This is a genomic window from Streptomyces sp. NPDC030183 (genome assembly GCF_055573455.1).
This window is the reverse complement of record NZ_JBVIBK010000022.1, coordinates 127,112-147,757: the sequence shown is the minus strand read 5'-3', so window position 1 is coordinate 147,757 and position 20,646 is coordinate 127,112. Positions and strand designations below refer to the sequence as shown.

Sequence of the window (20,646 nt, the reverse complement as noted above, 5' to 3'; positions counted from 1 at the left end):
CACCGCGGCGGGGGGGGGCCGGCCCGCTTCCGCCCGCGGCGCACCCCGCCCGCGGGCGCCGCTCGGCCCGCACGGCGCGGGGTGCTGTCGTTCTGGCGGCAGTACCTGGCGATCTCGCCCTTCTACCTGATCTTCACCGTCTTCTCCTTCGGCCCCGTCTTCTACTCGCTCTACCTGGCGTTCCAGCGCTACGACGGCCTGGGCGCCAAGCAGTTCGTGGGACTCCAGCAGTTCGAGTTCCTGTGGAACGACCCGGTCTTCTGGCTGTCGATCCGCAACACGCTGATCATCTGGGTCCTGTCGACCGTTCCCACGCTCTTCGGCGCCCTCGTCCTCGCGACGCTGCTGCACTCGGTGCGGCGCTTCAAGGGCTTCTACCGCATCGCCCTGTACGTACCGAACGTCACCTCGATCGTGGCCGTGGCGATCTTCTTCGGGGCGGTGTTCAGCAATGACTTCGGTCTGGTCAACGCGATCCTGGGCATGGCCGGTATCGCTCCCGTGCCGTGGCTGAGCGATCCCTGGCTGATCAAGGTGGTCATCGCGCTGCTGATGACGTGGATGTGGACCGGCTACAACATGATCATCTATCTGGCCGGTCTCCAGGCCATCCCGCAGTCGGTCTACGAGGCGGCCCGGATGGACGGGGCCGGCCCCGTCCGCACCTTCTTCCAGATCACCGTTCCGATCATGCGGCCGATCATCCTGTTCACGGTCGTCATCTCGACCATCAACGGTCTGCAGAGCTTCAGCGAACCCCAGGTGCTCTTCGCCAGCAACGCCGCCAACCAGAACCTCGGCGGCCCGGGCCAGGCCGGCCTGACCACGCTGCTGTACTTCTACCAGTCGGCCTTCCTCGACAACGACTACGGCTACGGCGCGGCCATCGTGTGGGCCTTCTTCGTGCTGATCATCGTGCTCGTCGTCCTCAACTGGCGCATCGTGCAACGAGGGAGGAAGTCATGACGACAGCCGTCACGCCACGGCCGGCCACGGGCGCGAAGCGGCCACGTCGCCCCAAGGGCCTGTCCGCCCACCTCTTCCTGATCCTGGCCGTCGTGATCTCGGTCTTCCCGTTCCTGTGGACGATCGTGATGGCGACCAACACCACCCGCGACATCTACAAGAGCCCCCCGAAGCTGACCTTCGGCTCCCACCTGCTGGAGAACATCAGAGGTGTGCTCGACACGGTCGACTTCTTCGGGTCGATGCTCAACACGGTCCTCGTCGCGTCCGTCACCACGGTCCTGGTGCTGTTCGTCGACTCCCTCGCGGCCTTCGCCTTCGCCAAGTTCGACTTCCCCGGCCGCAGGATCCTCTTCGGCACGCTGCTGGTGTTCATGATGCTGCCGCTCCAGCTGGCCGTCCTCCCGCAGTTCATCCTGATGTCGGAGGTCGGCTGGGTCGGCATGCTCAAGGCCCTGGTGTGGCCCGCGCTGTCCAACGCCTTCGGCATCTTCTGGCTGCGCCAGTACATCGAGAACGGCGTGCCCGACGAACTGCTCGACGCGGCGCGCATCGACGGTGCCGGGTTCTTCCGCCAGTACTGGAACGTCGCCCTGCCGATGATCAGGCCCGCGATGTCGTTCCTCGCCATCTACGCCTTCGTCGGCGCCTGGAACGACTACGTGTGGCCGCTGATCGTACTGACCAACCCCGACCACGTGACGCTCCAGGTGGAGCTGGCGCAGCTCAACGTCGGCCACAACACCGACTACAGCATGGTCATGGCCGGCGTCCTCATGGCGTCCCTCCCGCTGGTGATCGTCTTCGCCGTCTTCGCCCGCGGATTCATCGCCGGGGCCACCGAGGGTGCGGTACAAGGCACGTAGGGGGTGCTGTCTTCGACGTCCGCGGCCCCGACCCCTGTCGAGAGAGAGGTGCACCGTGGTGGATGTCGTCGGAGCGGGACGGCCGGAGCGGGGGAAGGTGCTCGTCGTGGGCATGGACGGACTGCGCTTCGACCGGTTGATGCGGTCGCCGTCCACCGCGCCCGTGCTGCACGGCCTGATGGCCTCGGGCGCGTACGGCAGCAGTCTGCTGCCGTACGGCGAGGCGGACGGCCAGGCCGGACACGGGCCGTCCACCAGCATGGCCTACACCGACTCGGGGCCCGGCTGGTCGAGCATCCTGACCGGGGTGTGGCCCGACCGGCACGGGGTGACCGGCAACGACTTCGCCGGCGCCGACTACGCCCGTTACCCCGACTTCCTCACCCGCGCCGCCGCCCTGCGGCCGGGCCTGCGCACGGCGGCGGCGGTGTCCTGGCCGACGCTGGTCCGCCGCGGCACCCTCGGCCGAGGCATCGGCCGGCGGGTGCGCTTCAACGGCGAGCGCCGAGGCTACGCGACCGCGGACCGTCTCGTAGCCCGCACCGCCCTGCGCTGGCTCACCAAGAGGGACCCGGACGCCCTGTTCGTGTACCTGGGCGCCACCGACGAGGCCGGCCACGACACCGGTCCCCTCTCCCCCGCCTACGAACAGGCCCTCCTCGACCAGGACGCCCACCTCGGGCGGCTGCTGGAGGCGATCGAGGCCCGGCGCTCCGACCCGGGCCGCGCCGACGAGCGGTGGACGGTGGTCGTCACCACCGACCACGGGCATCGCGACGCCGGCGGCCACGGCGGCGACAGCCACGCCGAGCGCGAGGTGTTCGTCGTCCTCGCCGAACCCGGCATGCCCGGCGGCACCCGTCTCGACGACCCCCGGCTCGTCGACATCGCCCCCACCGCCCTGGACCGGCTCGGCATCCCCGTCGACCCGGACTGGAACCTCGCCGGCCGTGTCCTGCCCCGGCCGGCCCCCGACCCGATATCGCCCCCGAACCCGGAACGGTCATGACCGACGCACTTCTCTTCCCCGCCCCCGCCCCGGCCTGCCCCGCCGCCCGCGACCTCGGTACGGAGGCCGACCGCCGATGAACGATCCGTCGAGCCCCGTACCCCGCGCCGCCGACCCGCTGATCGCCCTGCGCCCCTGGGAGGCACCGGAGGTGACCTCCTGGGGGCGGCTGCCCATGAACGCCGTCGACCGGCGCGCCCGGGCCCGGTCGCTCGACGGCCGCTGGCGGTTCCAGCTGCTGCCGTCACCCGGGAACGAGCCGGGACCGGCCTGGTCCTGGGCCGAGCTCCCCGGTTCCTGGGCGCTGCACGCGGCCGAGGACCCCCCGCAGTACACCAATGTCCGTATGCCGTGGCCGGAGTTCCCGCCGCGTTCCCCCGCCGCCAACCCGACGGGGGTGTACGAGCGCGAGGTGGACATCCCCGCCGACTGGGCCGGACGCCGGATCGTGCTCCAGGTCGGCGCGGCCGAGAGCGTGCTGCTGGTGCACGTGGACGGGCGGCCCGTGGGCGTGTCCAAGGACTCCCATCTGGCGGCCGAGTTCGACCTGACGGACCTCGTGCGCCCCGGTACGTCCGCGACGGTACGCCTCACGGTGGTGAAGTGGTCCGACGCCTCCCACATCGAGGACCAGGACCAGTGGTGGCTCGGCGGCGTCACCCGCTCGGTGCTGCTGTACGCCACCGACCCCCTCCATCTCGCCGACGTGACCGTACGGGCCCGACGCGACGGCGCGCTGCGGGTGGACTGCCGGATCAGGACGGCCGAGGGCACGGGCGCGCTGCCCGCCGGGTGGTACGTCAGCGGGGAGCTGGACGGCCTGACTCTCGCCCAGGACACCGGGTTCGACCGGGCCAACGCCGAGGACGAGCGGGTCTCCGACTTCCTCGGTGAGGCGCGGCTGGAGACAGTCGTCCCCGAGGTGCGGACCTGGAGCGCGGAGACGCCCGAGCTGTACGGCCTCATCGTCCGGCTGCACCGCGCCGACGGCACGGTCGCCGACACCTCGCACCACCGGATCGGCTTCCGCGACGTCGAGGTGCGCGGCCGTGACCTGCTGGTCAACGGGGAGCGCGTCTACATCCGGGGCGTCAACCACCACGACTTCCACCCGCTGACCGGCCGGACCGTGTCGTACGACGACCTGCGCGCCGACCTGGTCACGCTGAAGCGCTTCGGCTTCAACGCGATCCGCACCTCCCACTACCCGGGCGACCCGGCGCTGTACGACCTCGCCGACGAGCTCGGCTTCTACGTGGTGGACGAGGCGGACATCGAGTCGCACGACCACGCCCATGAGATCGCCGACGACCCGCGCTACCTCAACGCCTTCGTGGACCGGGTCTCCCGGATGGTCCTGCGGGACAAGAACCACCCCTCGGTGATCATCTGGTCGCTGGGCAACGAGTCCGACTACGGGGCCAACCACGACGCGGCGGCGGGCTGGCTGCGACGGCACGACCCGACGCGGCCCGTGCAGTACGAGGGCGCCGCGAAGCTGGACTGGGGGGCCACGGACGACGCCTCCGGCATCGCCTGCCCGATGTACGCGCCGATCGAGGACTGCGTGGCCCACGCCCTCTCCGGTGAGCAGACCCGCCCGCTGATCCAGTGCGAGTACTCCCACGCCATGGGCAACAGCAACGGCACGCTCGCCGACACGTGGGCGGCCATCGAGGCGACCCCGGGTCTTCAGGGCGGGTTCATCTGGGAGTTCTGGGACCACGGCATCCTCCAGCGTGTGAACGACGGAAGACCGGTCGGGCGTGGGGGCGCCGGGCTGTATGACAACGGTGTCGCCGCCCCCGGACTGCGCTGGGCGTACGGCGGTGACTTCGGCGAGACGATCCACGACGGCGCGTTCATCGCCGACGGGGTCGTCCTCCCGGACCGCACCCCGAAGCCCGTGATGTACGAGCACCGCGAGATCGCCGCCCCGGTACGGCTGTCCGTCGAGGGCGAGGGCACCTGGCGGGTGCTGCGGGTCCACAACAGGCAGCACTTCCGGGACCTTTCATGGCTCGCCGCCGAATGGGAGTTCGCCGCGGCCGACGGCGGCACCTGGACGGTCCCGGCCCGGCTGCCCGACGTACCGGCCGGCGGCTCCGCCGTCATCGACCGGCCCGAGGTACGGCACGGGGCCGGCGAGATCTGGCTGACGCTGCGGGTCACGACGGCCGACGACGAGCCATGGGCGCCGCGCGGCACCGAGGTCTGCTTCCCGCAGGTGCGGTGGTACGAGGCGGACGAGGGCGAGCCGGTGGTCGGCGCCGACGACACCCAGGGCCATGTGCCCCCGCCGGACACGGACGAGGACGGGCTGCTGCGGCATCCGCTGCTCGCCGCCCCGCCGGTGCTGAGCCTGTGGCGGGCCCCCACCGACAACGACGTCCTCGGCGGCATGGCCGAGCGGTGGCGTGCCCTCGGCCTCGACCGGCCGACGCGCGAGGCGGTGTCCGTGGAGCGCGACGGCCCCCTCGTGCGGGTCCGCTCCCGCTGGCTGACGGGTGCCGGGGCCGTCGAGCACGAGCAGACGTTCACGGCGCTGGTGGACGGCCGGATCCTGGTCGAGGAGATCGCCGTGCTGCCCGAGGAGCTGACGGACGTCGCCCGCGTCGGCACCGTGTTCGAGACCACCGAAGGGTTCGACCGCCTCGCCTGGTACGGGCGGGGTCCCTGGGAGAGCTACCCGGACCGCGCGGCCGGGGCTCCCGTCGGGCACCACTCGGCCGCCGTCGACGACCTGTTCACCCCGTATCTGCGCCCGCAGGAGAGCGGGGGCCGGCACGGCGTACGCCACTTCACGCTGTCGGGGGCCGGGCACGAGCTGTCGGTGCGGCTGGACGGGCCCCGGCAGGTCTCGGTCAACCGGTACCGCGCGGAGGATCTCGCGGCCGTCGCGCACCATGACGAGCTGGTGCCCCGGCCGGGCTGTGTGGTGCACATCGACGCGGCACACCGAGGGCTCGGCACGGCGTCGTGCGGTCCCGACACCTCGCCGTCGTATCTCGTCCCGCCGGGCGTCCACCGCTGGTCGTGGACGCTGCGCGCGCTCTGAACCCCACCCCCCTCCTCCCCCCTCCTCCCCCCTCTCCTTCCCCTCTTCTTCCCTCGGACCTTCCACGGACTTCCCACGGAGCACAGGTGTGTACTTCGCATGAGCACGACCAGGGCGAGGCGGCCCCACAGGCCGGCGCCGGCAGACGGAACTTCCTGCGGGCGACCGCGCTGATGGGTGCGGTGGCGGCGGTCGTCCCGGCGGCCGGCACCGCGCGGGCCGCCGCCGAGTCACCCGTGACGGCGGCGCGTCGGCGGCCCGATCCCGACAGCCGCCGGTTCACGCTGGCGGTGATGCCGGACACGCAGTACCTCTTCGACGGGCCGAGCATCGACAAGGCGCCCGTGGAGGCGTCCCTGCGGTACCTGCTGGAGCACGGGCGGGAGGAGAACATCGTCTTCCTGTCCCACTTGGGCGACCTCACACAGAACGGCGCGAAGCAGGAGTGCGCGGCGATCGGCGAGGCGTTCCGGCTGCTCGACCGGAAGGGCGTCGGCTACAGCGTCCTCGCGGGCAACCACGACGTCCGCTCGTCCACCGACGACCAGCGCGGCCCGACCCCCTACCTGGACGTGTTCGGCCCCGACCGGTTCAAGGGCCGGCCGACGTTCGGCGGCGCCTCCCCGGACGGCTACAACTCCTTCCACCTCTTCGAGGCCGGCGGCCGGCGGTGGATGGTGCTCGCCCTGGACTGGCGGCTGTCGGCGAAGGGCTACGCCTGGGCCGAACAGGTCCTGGCGAAGCACCCGGGGACACCGGTCGTGCTCACCACGCACGAACTGGTCGACGGGGACGACTCCCTCTCCCCGTACGGGCAGCAGCTGTGGGACCGGCTGATCGCGGACCACGACCAGATCTTCCTCACCCTCAATGGGCACTACTGGCCGGCGGCCCGCGCGGTCCGGAGGAACGCGGCGGGCAACGACGTCCATCTGCACCTCACGAACTACCAGAACCGGTACTTCGGCGGCGCCGCGATGATCCGCCTCTACCACTTCGACCTCGACCGGAACGCGATCGACGTGGAGACGGTCTCCCCGTGGATCCTGGGCCGGGCCGCGAAGGGCCTCAACGAGCTGGAGCGGCAGGAGATGGAACTCTCCGGTGACGCCGACCGGTTCACCGTCGACATCGACTTCGAGAAGCGGTTCGCGGGCTTCGCCCCCATGCCGGCCCGTCCCGCACGGCCCGTGTCGCGGATGCTGGTGCGCGGCACCCTCGCCTACTGGCGGTTCGACGGCCAGGAGGACGGGGCGCGGGTCGACGGCCTGGTGCGCGACCGCTCCGGACACGGCAACGACCTCACCCTCGTCACCGTCGGAGGCGGCACTCTCACCTACTCCACCGACCACCACCCGGACCAGCCGGGCCACGGCAGCCTGGAGTTCCACGGCGGGAAGCCGCCGCTGAAGGGCGCCTGTCTGCGGACGGTCGACGGGGCGCCCCTCAACTCGGCGACGTTCGAGGACGGTTACACCATCGAGGCGTTCTACCGGCTGCCCGCCGACTGGGACCCGGCGCGCCACGCGTGGGCCGGCATCCTCGGCCGCACCGGCACGGGCGGCGCCGCGGGCAAGACCGCGGACGACCCGGACGAGCCGCTCGCCACGCTGTCGCTGTCGAACGACCGCGAGCCGCAGTGGGCGGTGCGCCCGCTCAACCAGCAGGGCATCGCCACCAACTGGGGCCAGGAGACCCCGCTGGAGACGTGGTGGCACCTCGCGGTCGTCAACGACGGCCGGCACACCACGCTGTACGTCCAGGGCTGCCCGGTGGTACGGAACCCCAGGGCGGCGGCCGTCGGCCTCACCTCCGTCGGGCTGCCCTGGATCCTCGGCGGCTACGAGTACGCGGGGAAGATCGACCAGATCCTGCACGGACGGCTCGGTGACGTCCGCGTCGTCGGCCGGGCGCTGCCCGTCACCTCGTTCATGAACCACTGAGACCCCGGAAGGGTTCGCACGACCATGTCCGAGCAGCACCTGCCCCTCTGGGCCGATCCGTCCGTCTCCCTTGCCGACCTCGACGCGCAGGGCCTGTCGCGCCGTGGTCTCCTGCGCGCCTCGGGGCTCTTCGGCGCGGCCTTCGCCCTGGGGTCCCCGGCGACGCCCGCGGCCGCCGACTCCGGGCGCCGCCACGGGGGCGACGACCCCCGTCTCGCCTATCTCGTGGGCGACCACCACGTCCACTCCGTGTACAGCCACGACGCGAAGTACACGTTCTCCCAGCTGGCCGCGGCGGGCGCCAGGTACGGCCTCGACTGGATGGTGTTCACGGAGCACTCCAACGTCGGGCACGCCGACTTCGGGGCCGCGCTGGAGCACCAGGAGATCCTGCGGGCCCGCGCCGAGAACCCGCGTCAGCTGATCTTCCAGGGCCTGGAGTGGTACATCCCGGCCGCCGAGCACTGCACGGTCTTCACGACGCCCGGCCCCCACGAGGTCGACCTGCTCACCCGCTTCGAGCGGGCCTACGACGGCAAGCTGCTCGGCTACACCGACGGCTCCGTGGGCGGCGCGGACACGGCCCGCAACGAGGCGCACGCCGTCAAGGCCGTCAAGTGGCTGGCGGAGCAGCGCCGTACGGGGTACGTCGACGACGTGCTGGTCCTCGCCAACCACCCCCTGCGCCTGGGCATCGACTCCCCGCACGAGCTGCGCGCCTGGCGGGACGCGGCCCCCGAGATCATGATCGGCATGGAGGGCGCGCCCGGCGCCCAGGGCGCCGCCATCCCCGGCTTGCGGGGCGCGAACTCCGTCCGGGGCGAGTACGAGAACAAGCCGTCCGCGCAGTCCTGGCCCGGCTACCCGGCGGAGGCGTACCTCACGTACGGCGGTTTCGACTGGGCGACGGCGACCGTGGGCGGCCTGTGGGACTCCCTGCTCGCCGAGGGCCGGCTGTTCTCGGTCACCACCAACTCGGACGCCCACCGGATCGTGTTCGACACCTGGAAGAACGGCGACTGGCCCGCCGGGCAGAACTTCGACACCACCGGCAAGCTGCCCGACCCCGTGAACACGGACACCCCGCAGCCCGGCAGCGACTTCTGGCCCGGCCAGTTCAGCCGCACCCACGTCGGCGTCACCCGGTACGGCTACCGTGCCGTGATGGCGGGCCTGCGGGCGGGCCGCGTCTGGCTGGACCACGGCCATCTGCTGGACGGCCTGGAGGTCCGCGTGAAGCGGGACCGCGTCCCCGGCCGGGGCGTCACGCTCGGCGGACGGCTCCACGCCCGCAGGGGCGAGAAGCTCACCCTGACGGTGACCGTGACCACGGCCTCCCGCCCCAACCCGCGAGGCATCCTCCCGGCGCTGGCCCATGTGGACGTCATCCGGGGCGCGGTGACGGGGCCGGTGACCGACCGGGACTCCTGGCGGGCCCCGGACACGAGGGTGGTCCACACCAAGGACGTCAGCGGCCGCAAGGGCACGTACACCCTGCGTGTGCCGATCACGGCCGGTGACGAGCCCTTCTACCTGCGGCTGCGGGGCAGCGACGGCAACCGCAACGGAGCGGGCTGTCTGGGCGCCGCCGTCGACCCGCACGGCCCGGTCCCGCACGCGCCGGGCGACGGCGACCCGTGGCTGGACACGTGGTTCTACACGAACCCGGTCTTCGTGGACGTGCGGTGAGTGTCGCGTCCGCTTGAGGACGCGGGGCCCGTACGACCGGTGGTCCTTCGGTCGTACGGGCCCCGCGCTCCTGGGTGCGCCGGACCTACCGGGAGGGTGACGGGCTCGGGCTGAACGCCCGGTCGCAGTGGGGCCAGTCGTGGAAGTCCCGGTCCTTGCTCCACAGCCGCTTGGCCGCGCGGATGTTCCACTCCGGGTCGAGTGCCTGGCGCGGGGTGCCCTTCAGCTCCCGCAGCCGGGCGTCGGAGATCTGGAACAGGCCCCAGTTCCGGGTGCCGTTGGTGTTCGGGAGGATGTGCAGCGGGTCGAGGAAGGACTGGCAGTCGGCGATCGCGACCGCGCGGTCCGGTGCCTCGGTGAACACCTCGCGGATACGCTCGCGCACCTCGTCCGGCGTCCAGGTGTCCATGGTCGCCTCGGACGTGTAGAGCGCCCGCTTGGTGGTGTCGCCGACCACGCCGTTGGGCGGTTCGATCCCGGCGATCACCTGGAAGGCCGTCACCCGGCGCAGGGTCTGCGGGCCGAAGTCGCCGTCCACCCCGATGACCGCGCCCCTGTCCTCCAGGAGCCGCTGCACCTCGCGCACGCAGGTGTCGTGCTGGCCCATGGCCACCACCTCGCGGCAGGCGGGGGTGAAGAGGGTGCGGCTGTCCTTCTTCCCGGGTGCGGCGGCGTTCTTGTCCGGGCCCTCGCCGTCCTCGGTCGAGCCCAGCGACGGCAGCGTCCAGGCCATCCCCCCGAGGAACAGCACCACCAGCCCGACGGCCACGGCCACACGTCTGCGCCGCCGCCCGGACCGTACGGCCCCGGTCGCGGTCACGGCCCCGGCCCCGGACGCGACCACGGTCCCGGCCCCGGTCGCGACCACGGTCCCGTGCGGGGCCTCGGAGCCCCCGGCACCCGGCCGCTGCCGGGTGGCCTCCGCCCCCCGCTCCAACTCGGCCTCCGTCCCCGGCCGGGAGGATTCCGAGGCCGGTCGGGCGGTTTGCGGCGCCGGCCGCGCGGCTTTCGCTTCCGGCACAGGGGCGAGCGGTTCCGACTCGGCGGGCCCGGGCTCCTGCCCGGCGGTCTCCGGTTGCGGTCCGGCGGTCTCCGGTTGCGGCCCGGCCGTCTCCGGTGCCCGCCCCGTGGAAACCGTGGCCGGCTCCGTCGGCGGCGTCGACTCCGGTTCCCGGGCCGCGTCCGCCAGGGCCCACAGGCGGTGCAGTGTTCGCAGCTCCTCCGGGGTGGCTCCGCAGGCCACGGCCAGGCGGTGGACGGTGCCGTAGTCCTGCGGCACCGAACCGCCCAGGCAGTAGCGGTGCACACTGGACCCGCTGGTTCCGGCCTTCGCGGCGAGGGCCGCGTAACTGAGTCCCGAGCGCTCCTTGAGGGAGCGCAGACACGCGGCGAACCGCTCGGACTCCGTGCACTCGGACACGGGCGTCCCCCCTTTTTCCCCTTGCTGCCGCGCGTGACGGCGGCGCCGCACGTGGGTCGGACGGCGGCGCGATGTGTTCATGGATGAGAGGCGCCCCCCTGGATCCCCCGATGCCACGCGCCCGAGCACACTGTGCCAGAAACAGACCGCCGGAACCCGGCAAACTCCAGCCACTTCCGGGCGGACGACCGGGATCCGTTTCTGATCCCGTCCCAGCGCCGTCCCAGCGGACGCGGAACCCCGCAGGCCGGTCGCGGGAGGGCCGTCCCAGCGTCCCAGCTGCGCGGGAACCCTTGTGGCGTCGCGCCGGCGATTGCCAGCCTCGGGTCGTCGAGGAACGCGCCACCGTCCGCCGTGAGCAGATGGCGGTGGCTGAATTCACACCGCAGGGCGGAGCACCCATGGGGGAGTGCTCCGCCCTGCGGCGTCGCGGAGGCGCCCCGCAGCGGGGCGCCCCGTCAGGCGTAGAACCTCGACAGGCTCTGCAGCACGGCGGCCGGCTTGGGGGCGCCCTCGATCTCGATCGTGCCGTCGACGGTGATCTGCACCCCGCCGGGGACGTCCTCCACCGAGGTCAGCGTGCCGACCAGGCGGATCTTGGAGCCGACCTTCACCGGGGAGGGGAAACGCACCTTGTTCAGACCGTAGTTGACCTTCGTCGACACGCCCTCGACGTCCAGCAGCTCGGTGAACAGCGGGATGAACAGCGACAGGGTCAGGTAGCCATGGGCGATGGGCGCGCCGAAGGGGCCCTCGGCCGCCTTCTCCGGGTCGACGTGGATCCACTGGTGGTCCCCGGTCGCGTCGGCGAAGGTGTTGATGCGCTCCTGGGTGACCTCGATCCACTCACTGGCGCCGAGGTCGCTGCCGGCGAGCTTCTTCAGCTCGTCGATGCCGTTCACGGTGATGCTCATGTTGCCTGCTTTCGAGAAGAGTTGATGGTGGGTCAGCTGCTGCCGTAGCGCTTGCGCACGCGGGCCTTCAGCAACTTGCCGGAGGCCGTGCGGGGCAACTCGTCGGCGAGCACGACCGACTTGGGGATCTTGTACTTGGCGAGCCGCCCGGCCAGCGAGGCCAGCACCTCGTCGGCGTCCAGGGCGGCGCCCTCCCGGGGGACGACCACCGCGCGCGGCACCTCGCCCCACTTGTCGTCGGGTACGCCGATGACCGCGCACTCGACGATGTCGGGGTGGGCGAGGAGCTGGTCCTCGATCTCGGCGGGGTAGATGTTCTCGCCCCCGGAGATGATCATGTCCTTGATGCGGTCGACGATGAAGACGTACCCGTCCTCGTCGACGCGGGCGGCGTCGCCGCTGCGGAACCAGCCGTCGGCGAAGACGGCGGCCGTCTCCTCCGGCAGGCCCCAGTACCCGGGCATGACGTGCGGGCCCCGCACGACGACCTCGCCGGGCTCGTCCACGTCGACCGGTGTCATGTCCGGCCGCACGACCCGCACATCGCTGAAGAAGTGCGGGACGCCCGCCGAACCGGCCTTGCTCACGGCGTGCTCGGCGTCGAGGAAGAGCGTGCCGGGCGCGGCCTCCGTCATGCCGTAGCCCTGGAGGAAGGTGAGGCCCCGCTCCTGGAACTTCGCGATGAGGGGGGTCGGCACCGGGGAGCCGCCGCAGGACAGCATCCTGAGCGACGACAGGTCCGCGTCGTCCCAGCGCGGGTGCCGGGCGACCTGGTCGAACATGGTGGGGACGCCGAACATGAACGTGATCCGGTGGCGTTCGATCAGGTCGAAGGTGTCCTCGGGGACGAACGACTCGACCAGGACGCATGTGCCGCCCTTGAGCAGCACGGGAAGGGTGAGCATGTTCAGCCCGGCGGTGTGGAACAGCGGGGCGGAGACCAGGGCGCGTTCGTCGGCGATGACGTCCTGGTCGACGAGGACGTTGACGGCGTTCCAGATGATGTTGCCGTGCGTGAGCATCGCGCCCTTGGGGCGGCCGGTCGTCCCCGAGGTGTACATGATGATGCAGGTGTCGTCCGCGGCGACCGGCTGGTCGATGGGGTCGGCGTCCGCCCCGGCCAGCAGCGCCTCGTACTCGCCGCCGGTCTCGACGTAGGTACGGACGTCGGTGTCGCCCGGCAGTCCCGCGACGAGCCCGGTGAACCCGGGCGCGTACACGAGGGCCTTGGCGCCGGAGTCCGTGAGCTGGTAGGCGATCTCGGGTCCGGCGAGGCGGGTGTTGAGCGGGACGAACACCGCGCCGAGGGTGCCGGCCGCGAAGAGCGTCTCCAGGTACGAGGGGTGGTTGGGCCCCAGGTAGGCGACGCGGTCGCCGCGTCGGACGCCACAGGCGCGCAGGGCGTGCGCGAGGCGCGTGGTGCGCTCGTACAGCTCCGCGTACGTGATGCTCGTGTCGCCGTGGATCAGCGCGGTGCGCCGCGGGGTCTTGCGGGCCCGCCGGGCGGGCCACGACCCCAGTCCCTCATTGCGCATGTCTGTGCCCCTGTCCGTCCTTGCACATGGGGATGTCCCTCACGGTGTGGTCATGGCTTGGTCAGCCCGAGCAGCCGGGCGGCGTTCTCCTTGAGGATCCTCGGCTTGACCTCGTCCTTGATCGTCAGCTTCTCGAAGTCGGCGAGCCAGCGGTCGGGGGTGAGGACGGGATAGTCGGAGCCGAAGAGGACCTTGTCCTTGAGCAGGGTGTTCGCGTACTGCACCAGCTGCGGCGGGAAGTACTTCGGGGACCAGCCGGACAGGTCGATGTGCACGCCCGGCTTGTGCGTGGCCACCGCCAGCGCCTCGTCCTGCCAGGGGAAGGACGGATGAGCCAGGATGATCTTCAGATGGGGGAAGTCGGCGGCGACGTCGTCCACGTGCAGCGGGTTGGAGTACTTCAGGCGGATGCCGCCGCCCCCGGGGACGCCCGCGCCGATGCCCGTCTGGCCGGTGTGGAAGAGGGCGATGGTGCCCGTCTCCTCGATGACCTCGTAGAGGGCGTACGCCACCGCGCGGTCGTTGGGGAAGAAGCCCTGGATGCTGGGGTGGAACTTGAAGCCCTTCACCCCGTACTCCTCGACCAGCCGGCGGGCCTGCTTCACGCCGGCCTTGCCGCGGAAGGGGTCGATGGAGGCGAAGGGGATCAGCACGTCCGCGTTGGCGGCGGCCGCCTCGGCGACCTCCTCGTTGGGGACGGGCTCGGTGCCGGTCGCGGACTCGGCGTCCACCGTGAAGATCACGGCGGCCATCCTCCGCTCGCGGTAGTAGGCGGCCGTCTCCTCCAGGGTGGGCTTGCGCTTGCCCTCGACCTTGAAGTAGGCGGAGGAGGCGTCGTGGAGGTCGTCGTCCAGCGACGACGTGCCCTTCTTCGAGGACACCTCGGCGTGGGTGTGGACGTCGATCGCGACCAGCTCGTCCACGTTCATGGCGGGACCTGCGGTGCTCATCACGCCTCCGGGATCTTCGGGGCGGGGATGCCCACGGTCTGCGGCTCGGCGCCCAGCGAGGTCGGCCAGACGTCGGCGAGCGCCTCGGGGGTCCAGCCGCCGTTCGCGTACGCCGTCTTGATCTCCTGCGGGTGCGACCAGAGTGCCACCTTGTCGCCGCCGATGCCGATGGCCTGGCCGGTGACACCGCGGGCGGCCTCGGAGGCGAGGAACGGGACCAGGGCGGCGCAGTCCTCGGGGGTGCCGAAGCCCTCGCCCTTGCGCAGGAAGTCCGGGAACGGCTTGCCCTCGCGCAGGGCCTCCACGTACGGGGCGAAGACCGGGATGGTCTCGGTCATGGCGGTGGCGGCGACCGGGATGATCGCGTTGACGGTGATGTTCGCGCGGCCCAGCTCCATCGCCCAGGTGCGGGCGAAGGCGGCGATGCCGGCCTTGGCGGCGGCGTAGTTCGTCTGGCCGAAGTTGCCGCGCTGTCCTGCCGGGGAGCCGACGAGGATCAGGGAGCCGCCCTCGCCCTGCTCGCGCATACGGATCGCGGCGGCGCGGGCGCAGGTGAAGGTGCCCTTGAGATGGGTGGTGATCACCGCGTCGAAGTCGTCGTCGGACATCTTCCACAGCACCTTGTCGCGGAGGATGCCCGCGTTGGTGACGAGGATGTCGAGCCGCCCGAACTCCTCCACGGCGCGGCCCACCAGCCGGTCGGCGGCCTCGGTGGTACCGACCGCGACGACCTCGGCGACGGCCGTGCCGCCCGCCTCGGTGATGGACTTCACGGCCGCTTCGGCCACGGCCTCGTCGATGTCGTTGACGACCACGGAGGCGCCGGCGGCGGCGAGGGCCTGGGCGTAGGCCAGTCCGAGGCCGCGGCCGCTGCCGGTGACGACGGCGACCTTGCCGGTGAGATCGATGCTGGGCACGAGTGGGGTCCCTTCGGAGTGACAGCGCGGGTGGCTGCGCGGCTTCGAAATCGAAGTTAAGAGCAATAGTTGTTGTCGTCAATAGTTGTTGAGCCGAGGTCTTTGGGGCATCCTGTGGAGCAGCACGTACGCGCCGCCCCGCAGGGGCCTCGACCAGGGAGCCCGCCATCGCCGGCCAGCAGACTCAGAACTCCGCCTCGATCGACGCGCGTGAGCCGTGGATGCGCGACCTGCACGCGGACACGGGGTATCTGCTGTACCGCCTGGGGCTGCGCTCGGGGCAGCTGTTCAACGCGTCACTGCAGGAGTCGGGGCTGCGGCTGCGCCACTACGCGCTGCTGCGCCTGCTGACCACCACGCCGGGCGCGCTCCAGCGGGAGCTGAGCGCGTCCCTCGGGTACGACCCGAGCGCGATCGTCGGTCTGGTGGACGACCTGGAGAAGCTGGGCTTCGCCGAGCGGCGCCCCTCCGCCGACGACCGCCGCAGCCGGATCGTCGTGCTGACCGAGGACGGCCGCGCCTTCCTCCGGGACACCGACGAGGCGGGCCGGCGCGTCACCGACGAGCTGCTGGAGCCGCTGGACGCCGCCGAGCGCGACGCGCTCCACGTCCTGCTCCAGAAGGTCGCCGAGGCCGGGCTGGGGTGACCCCGGTGTCGAAGACCGCCGGCCCGCTGCCCGAGCCGGGGGCCGCGCGCTCCGCCCCGGACCGGCTGCTCGCCGTGCTGGCCGCCTTCGACCACGACCATCCGGCGCTGACGCTGACCGACATCAGCCGCCGGGCCGGGCTGACCCTCACCACGGCGCACCGGCTGGTGGGCGCGCTCACCGAGTGGGGCGCCCTGGAACGGGACGCGGACGGGATCTACCACGTGGGGCTACGGCTGTGGGAGATCGCGGCGCTCGCACCGCGCGGACTCGCCCTGCGGCAGGTCGCGCTGCCGTACCTGGAGGACCTGTACGAGGCGACGCACGAGAACGTGCAGCTGGCGGTGCGGGACGGCGACGAGGTCGTCTACATCGAGTGGCTCTCCGGCCGGTCGGCCGTCGGCGTCCACATCCGGGTCGGCGCGCGCTGGCCGCTGCACGCGACGGGCGTGGGACTGGCGCTGTTGGCGCACGGCGACCCCATGTCCCAGGAGAGCTACTGCCAACGGGAGTTGGCCGCGTTCACGCCGTACACCATCACGGACGGCGCCCGGTTGCGGCGGGTGCTGGCCGAGGTCCGGCGCACCGGCGTGGCGGTGAGCAGCCGTCAGGTCACCGAGGACGCGCTGTCGGTGGCGGCGCCGGTCCGCGGCCGGGGCGGGGCGGTGGTCGCCGCCGTGTCGGTGGTCGTGCCGCGGGCCGACGCGCAGGTGCCGGTACTGACCCCGGCGGTACGGGTCGCCGCACGCGGCATCTCCCGCGCCCTGGGCTGGCACCCGGACGCCCCCACCCCCGAGGCTCCCTGATCCCCGGGCCGTCCTCCCCAGCGGAGACGGTGCCGCGGCGAGCTATCGGGGTCGCGTCGCCGGGGCGTTTCGTGTCTTCGTGGCGCGGACCTCGCTCGCGCGAACCTGAGCACCGCGTTCTTGTCGTATCGATTCACCCAGACGCGGGTGAAGCCCTCTGTGATACGTTCGCCGCCGCCGTGCATCACTGCGAACCGGGGAGGTGAGACCGATCAACACTGTGACAGGTCGGGGCTCCCTCTCTCGCATGGTCCAGGGAGTGCCCGCAGAAGGCATCCCGAAAGGCTTGAAACGCTATGCGCTTCACCTCTCAGACGTCGTCCGACGGCGTGTCCGAACAGCTCTTCAGCCTAGGTGAGATACCTGGCGTCTTGTGGACGCCGGAAGGTGCCGCCGGTACTCGTCCCCTGATCCTGATGGGGCACGGCGGCGGCCAGCACAAGAAGGCACCCGACATCGTGGTCCGCGCGCGCCGCTTCGTGGCCGAGTGCGATTTCGCGGTGGCGGCGGTGGACGTGCCCGGCCACGGCGACCGGCCGATGGACGAGAAGTACAACCGGATCGCGACCGAGAACCAGGCTCGTGTGGAGGCAGGAGAGGAGTTGGCTCCGCTGATCGCCGGTTTCCAGGCGCTCGTGGCTCGCCAGACCGTCCCGGAGTGGCGGGCGGCTCTGGACGCGATCCAGGAAGTCGAGTACGTCGGTGCTGGTCCGGTGGGCTATTGGGGAGTGTCGCTGGGGTGCGGGCTCGGCGTTCCGTTCGTTGCCGACGAACCCCGGGTCCGCGCGGCGGTGCTGGGCCTGGGAGGGGCGTCGGCATCGGCCGAGACGGCCGCGCGGATCACCATCCCCGTGGAGTTCCTGGTGCAGTGGGACGACGAGCGGGTTCCGCGGGCCCAGAGCCTGGCGCTGTTCGACGCCCTGGCATCGGCCGAGAAGACACTGCACGCCAACCCCGGCAAGCACGGGGAGGTCCCAGCGTTCGAGCTGGACAGCACACTGCGGTTCTTTGCCCGACACCTCGGCTGATACGGCCACTTGAGGTCCGCGACGCGCCGATCGGGACCCGTCCTCGATCGGCGCGTCGTTGCCAGGCCGTCCGGGTGGCAGAACCAGTACGCGTACGCGGTCTGTTCACCCCCGCGGCCGAGAAGACGCGCTGAGGCTTTCGTAGACCGCCGCGAGGAGGAGGAAGCCTCGGTCGTCGCCGATGGTGCCGTTGTCGATCATCTGGTTCATCGTGTACGCGACGGACATCCGGGCGTCGAAGTCCACGAGGACGACGGAGCCTCCCCAGCCGCCCCAGAAGCAGGTGCGGGGGTTGGGCAGTTGACCGCCGTTCAGGCCGTAGCCGAGGCCCCAGCGCATCGGTATCCCGAGGACGCGGTCGGTGCCGTTGAACTGTTCCTCCAGGACCCGCTCGCACCCCTTCTCCGAGAGCAGCCGCACTCCCCGGGCCGCGCCCCCGCAGGCCAGGAGCGACTGGACGGCGGCGATGGAGCGGGCGTTGCCGTGTCCGCCCGCTGCCGGGATCTCGGCGCGCCGCCAGGCGAGGGTGTTGGCGGCGGTCGGCGGAATGACGGGGTTGGGCTTCGGCCCACCGCGGCGCGTGGGGGTGGGCGGCGGGAGGATCGGCGCGACCCGGTGGTCGTGCTCGGCGGCGAGGCCGATGTGGAAGTCCGCGCCCAGCGGCCCGGCGATCTCCTCGGCGAAGAAGGTGCCGAGGCCGCGTCCGGTGACCCGGCGCACGACCTCCCCGACGAGATACCCCTGGGTGACCGCGTGGTACCCGGCGTCGGTGCCCGGCTCCCAGGCGGGCGCCTGCGCGGCGAGCCGGGCGGTGACCGTCGGCCAGTCGTAGAGGTCGTCCAGTGTGGTCGGCGCGTCGAAGACGGGCAGCCCGGCGGTGTGGGAGAGCAGATGGCTCACCCGTACGCCCTCCTTGCCCGCGGCGGCGAACTCGGGCCAGTAGACGGCCACCGGCGCGTCCAGGTCCAGATCGCCGCGGTCGGCGAGGACCAGCGCGCACAGCGCGGTCATCGTCTTGGTGCTGGACCAGACGTTGGTGAGGGTGTCCCGCTGCCAGGGGACCGTGCGGTCCGCGTCGAGGTGCCCGCCCCACAGGTCGACCTCCGGCTCACCGTCCACGAACACCGCCACCGAGGCCCCGACGTCCTGGTCGGCCAGGGAGGCGGCCAACGCCTCGCGCACCGGCGTGAATCGATCCGTACACGTGCCGTGAGTGTCGACCATGGGGGCGAAGCTAACGGGCGCCCCATCGGCCGGGCCACCGAATTAGCGGGGGACGGGGAGAGAAGGTTCCTCCCCGTCGCGACGACGATCTTCACAGGGTGAACTCGCCCTTCCCGCAAGCACTTTCTCCGCTTTAACTCTTGACGACCGCGGTGACGGGGCGCACATTGGCCGCACGCTCTTCTTCTGAGAGCGCTCTCAGAAACGGGACCGAGCAGAGCGTTCTCCGCCCGCGCACTTCACTCCGTACTCCCCACCCCCAAGAGGCCGCCATGAGTGAACCCTCCGGCATCCCCGTCGGGCGTCGTCGCCGCCCGCTCAGACGTGTACTCCTCGCCGTCGTCAGCGCGGTGGCGCTGGCCGCGGCGGGGGCGACCACCGCGCAGGGGGCCGCCCCCACACCGCCCTCCGGCTGGACCCAGGTGTTCCTGGACGACTTCAACGGCCCGGCCGGCACCGGTGTCAACACCTCCCACTGGCAGTACGCGACCGGGACCTCGTATCCCGGCGGGCCCGCCAACTGGGGCACCGGCGAGGTAGAGACGATGACGAACAGCACCGCCAACGTCTCGCTCGACGGCACCGGCAATCTGCGCATCACCCCGCTGCGTGACTCCGCGGGCAGATGGACCTCGGGCCGCATCGAGACCAACCGCACCGACTTCCAGCCCCCGGCCGGCGGCAAGCTGAGGGTGGAGTCCCGGCTCCAGATGCCGAACGTGACCGGCACGGCCGCCGAGGGCTACTGGCCCGCGTTCTGGATGCTGGGCGCGCCCTACCGGGGCAACTACCAGAACTGGCCGAGCGTCGGCGAGCTGGACATCATGGAGAACGTCCAGGGCCGCAACCAGGTGTGGGCCACCATGCACTGCGGGGTCAACCCCGGCGGCCCGTGCAACGAGACGACCGGCATCGGCAACTCCACCGTCTGCCCCGGCACCACCTGCCAGTCCGGCTTCCACACCTACACCATGGAGTGGGACCGCTCGGTGACCCCGGAGACGATCCGGTTCTCCGTCGACGGCACCCGGTTCCACTCGGTCAGCGCCAACCAGGTGGACGCCACGACCTGGAACAACGCCACCAACCACGGCTTCTTCATCATCCTGAACGTGGCCATGGGCGGCGCCTTCCCCGACGCGTTCGGCGGCGGTCTGGACGGCGACACCCGCTCCGGGGTCCCCATGGTGGTGGACTACGTCCAGGTGCTGTCGGCCGCCGGGGGCACCACCACTCCCCCGCCGTCGGGCACCCGTGACGCGTACAGCGCCATCCAGGCCGAGTCGTTCAACGGCCAGAGCGGGGTCATCACCGAGAGCACGTCCGACTCCGGCGGCGGCCAGAACATCGGCTCCCTCGCCAACGGCGACTGGGCGCTGTTCCAGAACGTCGACTTCGGCTCCACCGGGGCCACGCAGTTCGTGGCCCGGGTGGCCAGCGGCGCGAACGCCGGCGTGAGCGGACTGGTCGAGGTCCGCCTTGACAGCCGCTCCAACGCCCCCATCGGCAGTTTCGCCCTCGCCAACACCGGGGGCTGGCAGTCCTGGCGGACGGTGCCCGCGAACATCGGCCGCGTCACCGGGGCACACGACGTGTATCTGACCTTCACGAGCGGCCAGCCGCAGGACTTCGTGAACGTGAACTGGTTCAACTTCGGCCGCTGAGAGGGCCGTC

The 20,646-nt window shown here is 71.6% G+C and carries 16 protein-coding genes; 10 read left to right on the top strand and 6 right to left on the bottom strand.

Features of this window, described 5'->3' with window-relative positions; all coding sequences use genetic code 11:
- The first annotated feature begins 81 nt into the window (after positions 1 to 81).
- The 6 genes from ACZ4Z2_RS26035 to ACZ4Z2_RS26010 all read left to right on the top strand — a co-directional run bounded on the left by ACZ4Z2_RS26035 (position 82) and on the right by ACZ4Z2_RS26010 (position 9,531).
- Positions 82 to 966, top strand: coding sequence for a carbohydrate ABC transporter permease (locus tag ACZ4Z2_RS26035; RefSeq protein ID WP_468079166.1), 885 nt, complete (start codon positions 82 to 84; stop codon positions 964 to 966).
- Positions 963 to 1,832 carry a carbohydrate ABC transporter permease gene (locus tag ACZ4Z2_RS26030; protein WP_468079112.1) on the top strand — a complete coding sequence of 290 codons (870 nt, stop codon included), beginning with the start codon at positions 963 to 965 and terminating at the stop codon, positions 1,830 to 1,832. Before ACZ4Z2_RS26035 ends, ACZ4Z2_RS26030 begins: the two co-directional genes overlap by 4 nt.
- 55 nt (positions 1,833 to 1,887) lie before the next feature.
- Positions 1,888 to 2,841, top strand: coding sequence for an alkaline phosphatase family protein (locus tag ACZ4Z2_RS26025; protein WP_468079110.1), 954 nt, complete (start codon positions 1,888 to 1,890; stop codon positions 2,839 to 2,841).
- Positions 2,842 to 2,917: 76 nt separating this feature from the next.
- Complete coding sequence (locus ACZ4Z2_RS26020) at positions 2,918 to 5,899, top strand: glycoside hydrolase family 2 TIM barrel-domain containing protein (RefSeq protein ID WP_468079108.1); 2,982 nt, start codon at positions 2,918 to 2,920, stop codon at positions 5,897 to 5,899.
- Between the two features lie 86 nt (positions 5,900 to 5,985).
- Positions 5,986 to 7,842: a LamG-like jellyroll fold domain-containing protein gene (locus tag ACZ4Z2_RS26015; protein ID WP_468079107.1), complete on the top strand. Its 1,857-nt coding sequence runs from the start codon at positions 5,986 to 5,988 to the stop codon at positions 7,840 to 7,842.
- Between the two features lie 24 nt (positions 7,843 to 7,866).
- Positions 7,867 to 9,531 carry a PHP domain-containing protein gene (locus ACZ4Z2_RS26010; protein ID WP_468079105.1) on the top strand — a complete coding sequence of 555 codons (1,665 nt, stop codon included), beginning with the start codon at positions 7,867 to 7,869 and terminating at the stop codon, positions 9,529 to 9,531.
- Positions 9,532 to 9,616: 85 nt separating this feature from the next.
- Here ACZ4Z2_RS26010 and ACZ4Z2_RS26005 read toward each other — a convergent pair whose 3' ends face one another.
- The 5 genes from ACZ4Z2_RS26005 to ACZ4Z2_RS25985 form a co-directional block, all read right to left on the bottom strand.
- Positions 9,617 to 10,951 (bottom strand): helix-turn-helix domain-containing protein, encoded by a 1,335-nt coding sequence (locus ACZ4Z2_RS26005; protein WP_468079103.1) that lies wholly within the window; start codon positions 10,949 to 10,951, stop codon positions 9,617 to 9,619.
- Between the two features lie 458 nt (positions 10,952 to 11,409).
- Positions 11,410 to 11,865 (bottom strand): MaoC family dehydratase, encoded by a 456-nt coding sequence (locus tag ACZ4Z2_RS26000; RefSeq protein WP_468079102.1) that lies wholly within the window; start codon positions 11,863 to 11,865, stop codon positions 11,410 to 11,412.
- Between the two features lie 32 nt (positions 11,866 to 11,897).
- Positions 11,898 to 13,400 carry an o-succinylbenzoate--CoA ligase gene (gene menE, locus ACZ4Z2_RS25995; protein WP_468079101.1) on the bottom strand — a complete coding sequence of 501 codons (1,503 nt, stop codon included), beginning with the start codon at positions 13,398 to 13,400 and terminating at the stop codon, positions 11,898 to 11,900.
- A gap of 50 nt (positions 13,401 to 13,450) precedes the next feature.
- Complete coding sequence (locus ACZ4Z2_RS25990) at positions 13,451 to 14,329, bottom strand: amidohydrolase family protein (RefSeq protein ID WP_468079164.1); 879 nt, start codon at positions 14,327 to 14,329, stop codon at positions 13,451 to 13,453.
- A 20-nt stretch (positions 14,330 to 14,349) separates the two neighbouring features.
- A complete protein-coding gene (locus ACZ4Z2_RS25985; protein WP_468079100.1) occupies positions 14,350 to 15,267 on the bottom strand; it encodes an SDR family NAD(P)-dependent oxidoreductase in 918 nt (305 codons plus the stop codon).
- Positions 15,268 to 15,488: 221 nt separating this feature from the next.
- On the opposite strand from ACZ4Z2_RS25985, the gene ACZ4Z2_RS25980 reads away from it, so the two are divergent.
- From ACZ4Z2_RS25980 to ACZ4Z2_RS25970, 3 genes are all read left to right on the top strand, one after another.
- Positions 15,489 to 15,914 (top strand): MarR family winged helix-turn-helix transcriptional regulator, encoded by a 426-nt coding sequence (locus tag ACZ4Z2_RS25980; RefSeq protein WP_468079099.1) that lies wholly within the window; start codon positions 15,489 to 15,491, stop codon positions 15,912 to 15,914.
- A 5-nt stretch (positions 15,915 to 15,919) separates the two neighbouring features.
- Positions 15,920 to 16,720, top strand: a complete 801-nt coding sequence (locus tag ACZ4Z2_RS25975; protein ID WP_468079097.1) for an IclR family transcriptional regulator — start codon at positions 15,920 to 15,922, stop codon at positions 16,718 to 16,720.
- Positions 16,721 to 17,016: 296 nt separating this feature from the next.
- Entirely contained in the window at positions 17,017 to 17,748 is a 732-nt protein-coding gene (locus tag ACZ4Z2_RS25970; protein WP_468079096.1) for a dienelactone hydrolase family protein, read from the top strand.
- 105 nt (positions 17,749 to 17,853) lie between these two features.
- Here ACZ4Z2_RS25970 and ACZ4Z2_RS25965 read toward each other — a convergent pair whose 3' ends face one another.
- Positions 17,854 to 18,972, bottom strand: a complete 1,119-nt coding sequence (locus tag ACZ4Z2_RS25965) for a serine hydrolase domain-containing protein (RefSeq protein ID WP_468079095.1) — start codon at positions 18,970 to 18,972, stop codon at positions 17,854 to 17,856.
- Between the two features lie 272 nt (positions 18,973 to 19,244).
- Between ACZ4Z2_RS25965 and ACZ4Z2_RS25960 the strand changes: the two genes are divergently transcribed.
- Positions 19,245 to 20,636 carry a glycoside hydrolase family 16 protein gene (locus ACZ4Z2_RS25960; protein WP_468079093.1) on the top strand — a complete coding sequence of 464 codons (1,392 nt, stop codon included), beginning with the start codon at positions 19,245 to 19,247 and terminating at the stop codon, positions 20,634 to 20,636.
- Positions 20,637 to 20,646: the final 10 nt, after the last annotated feature.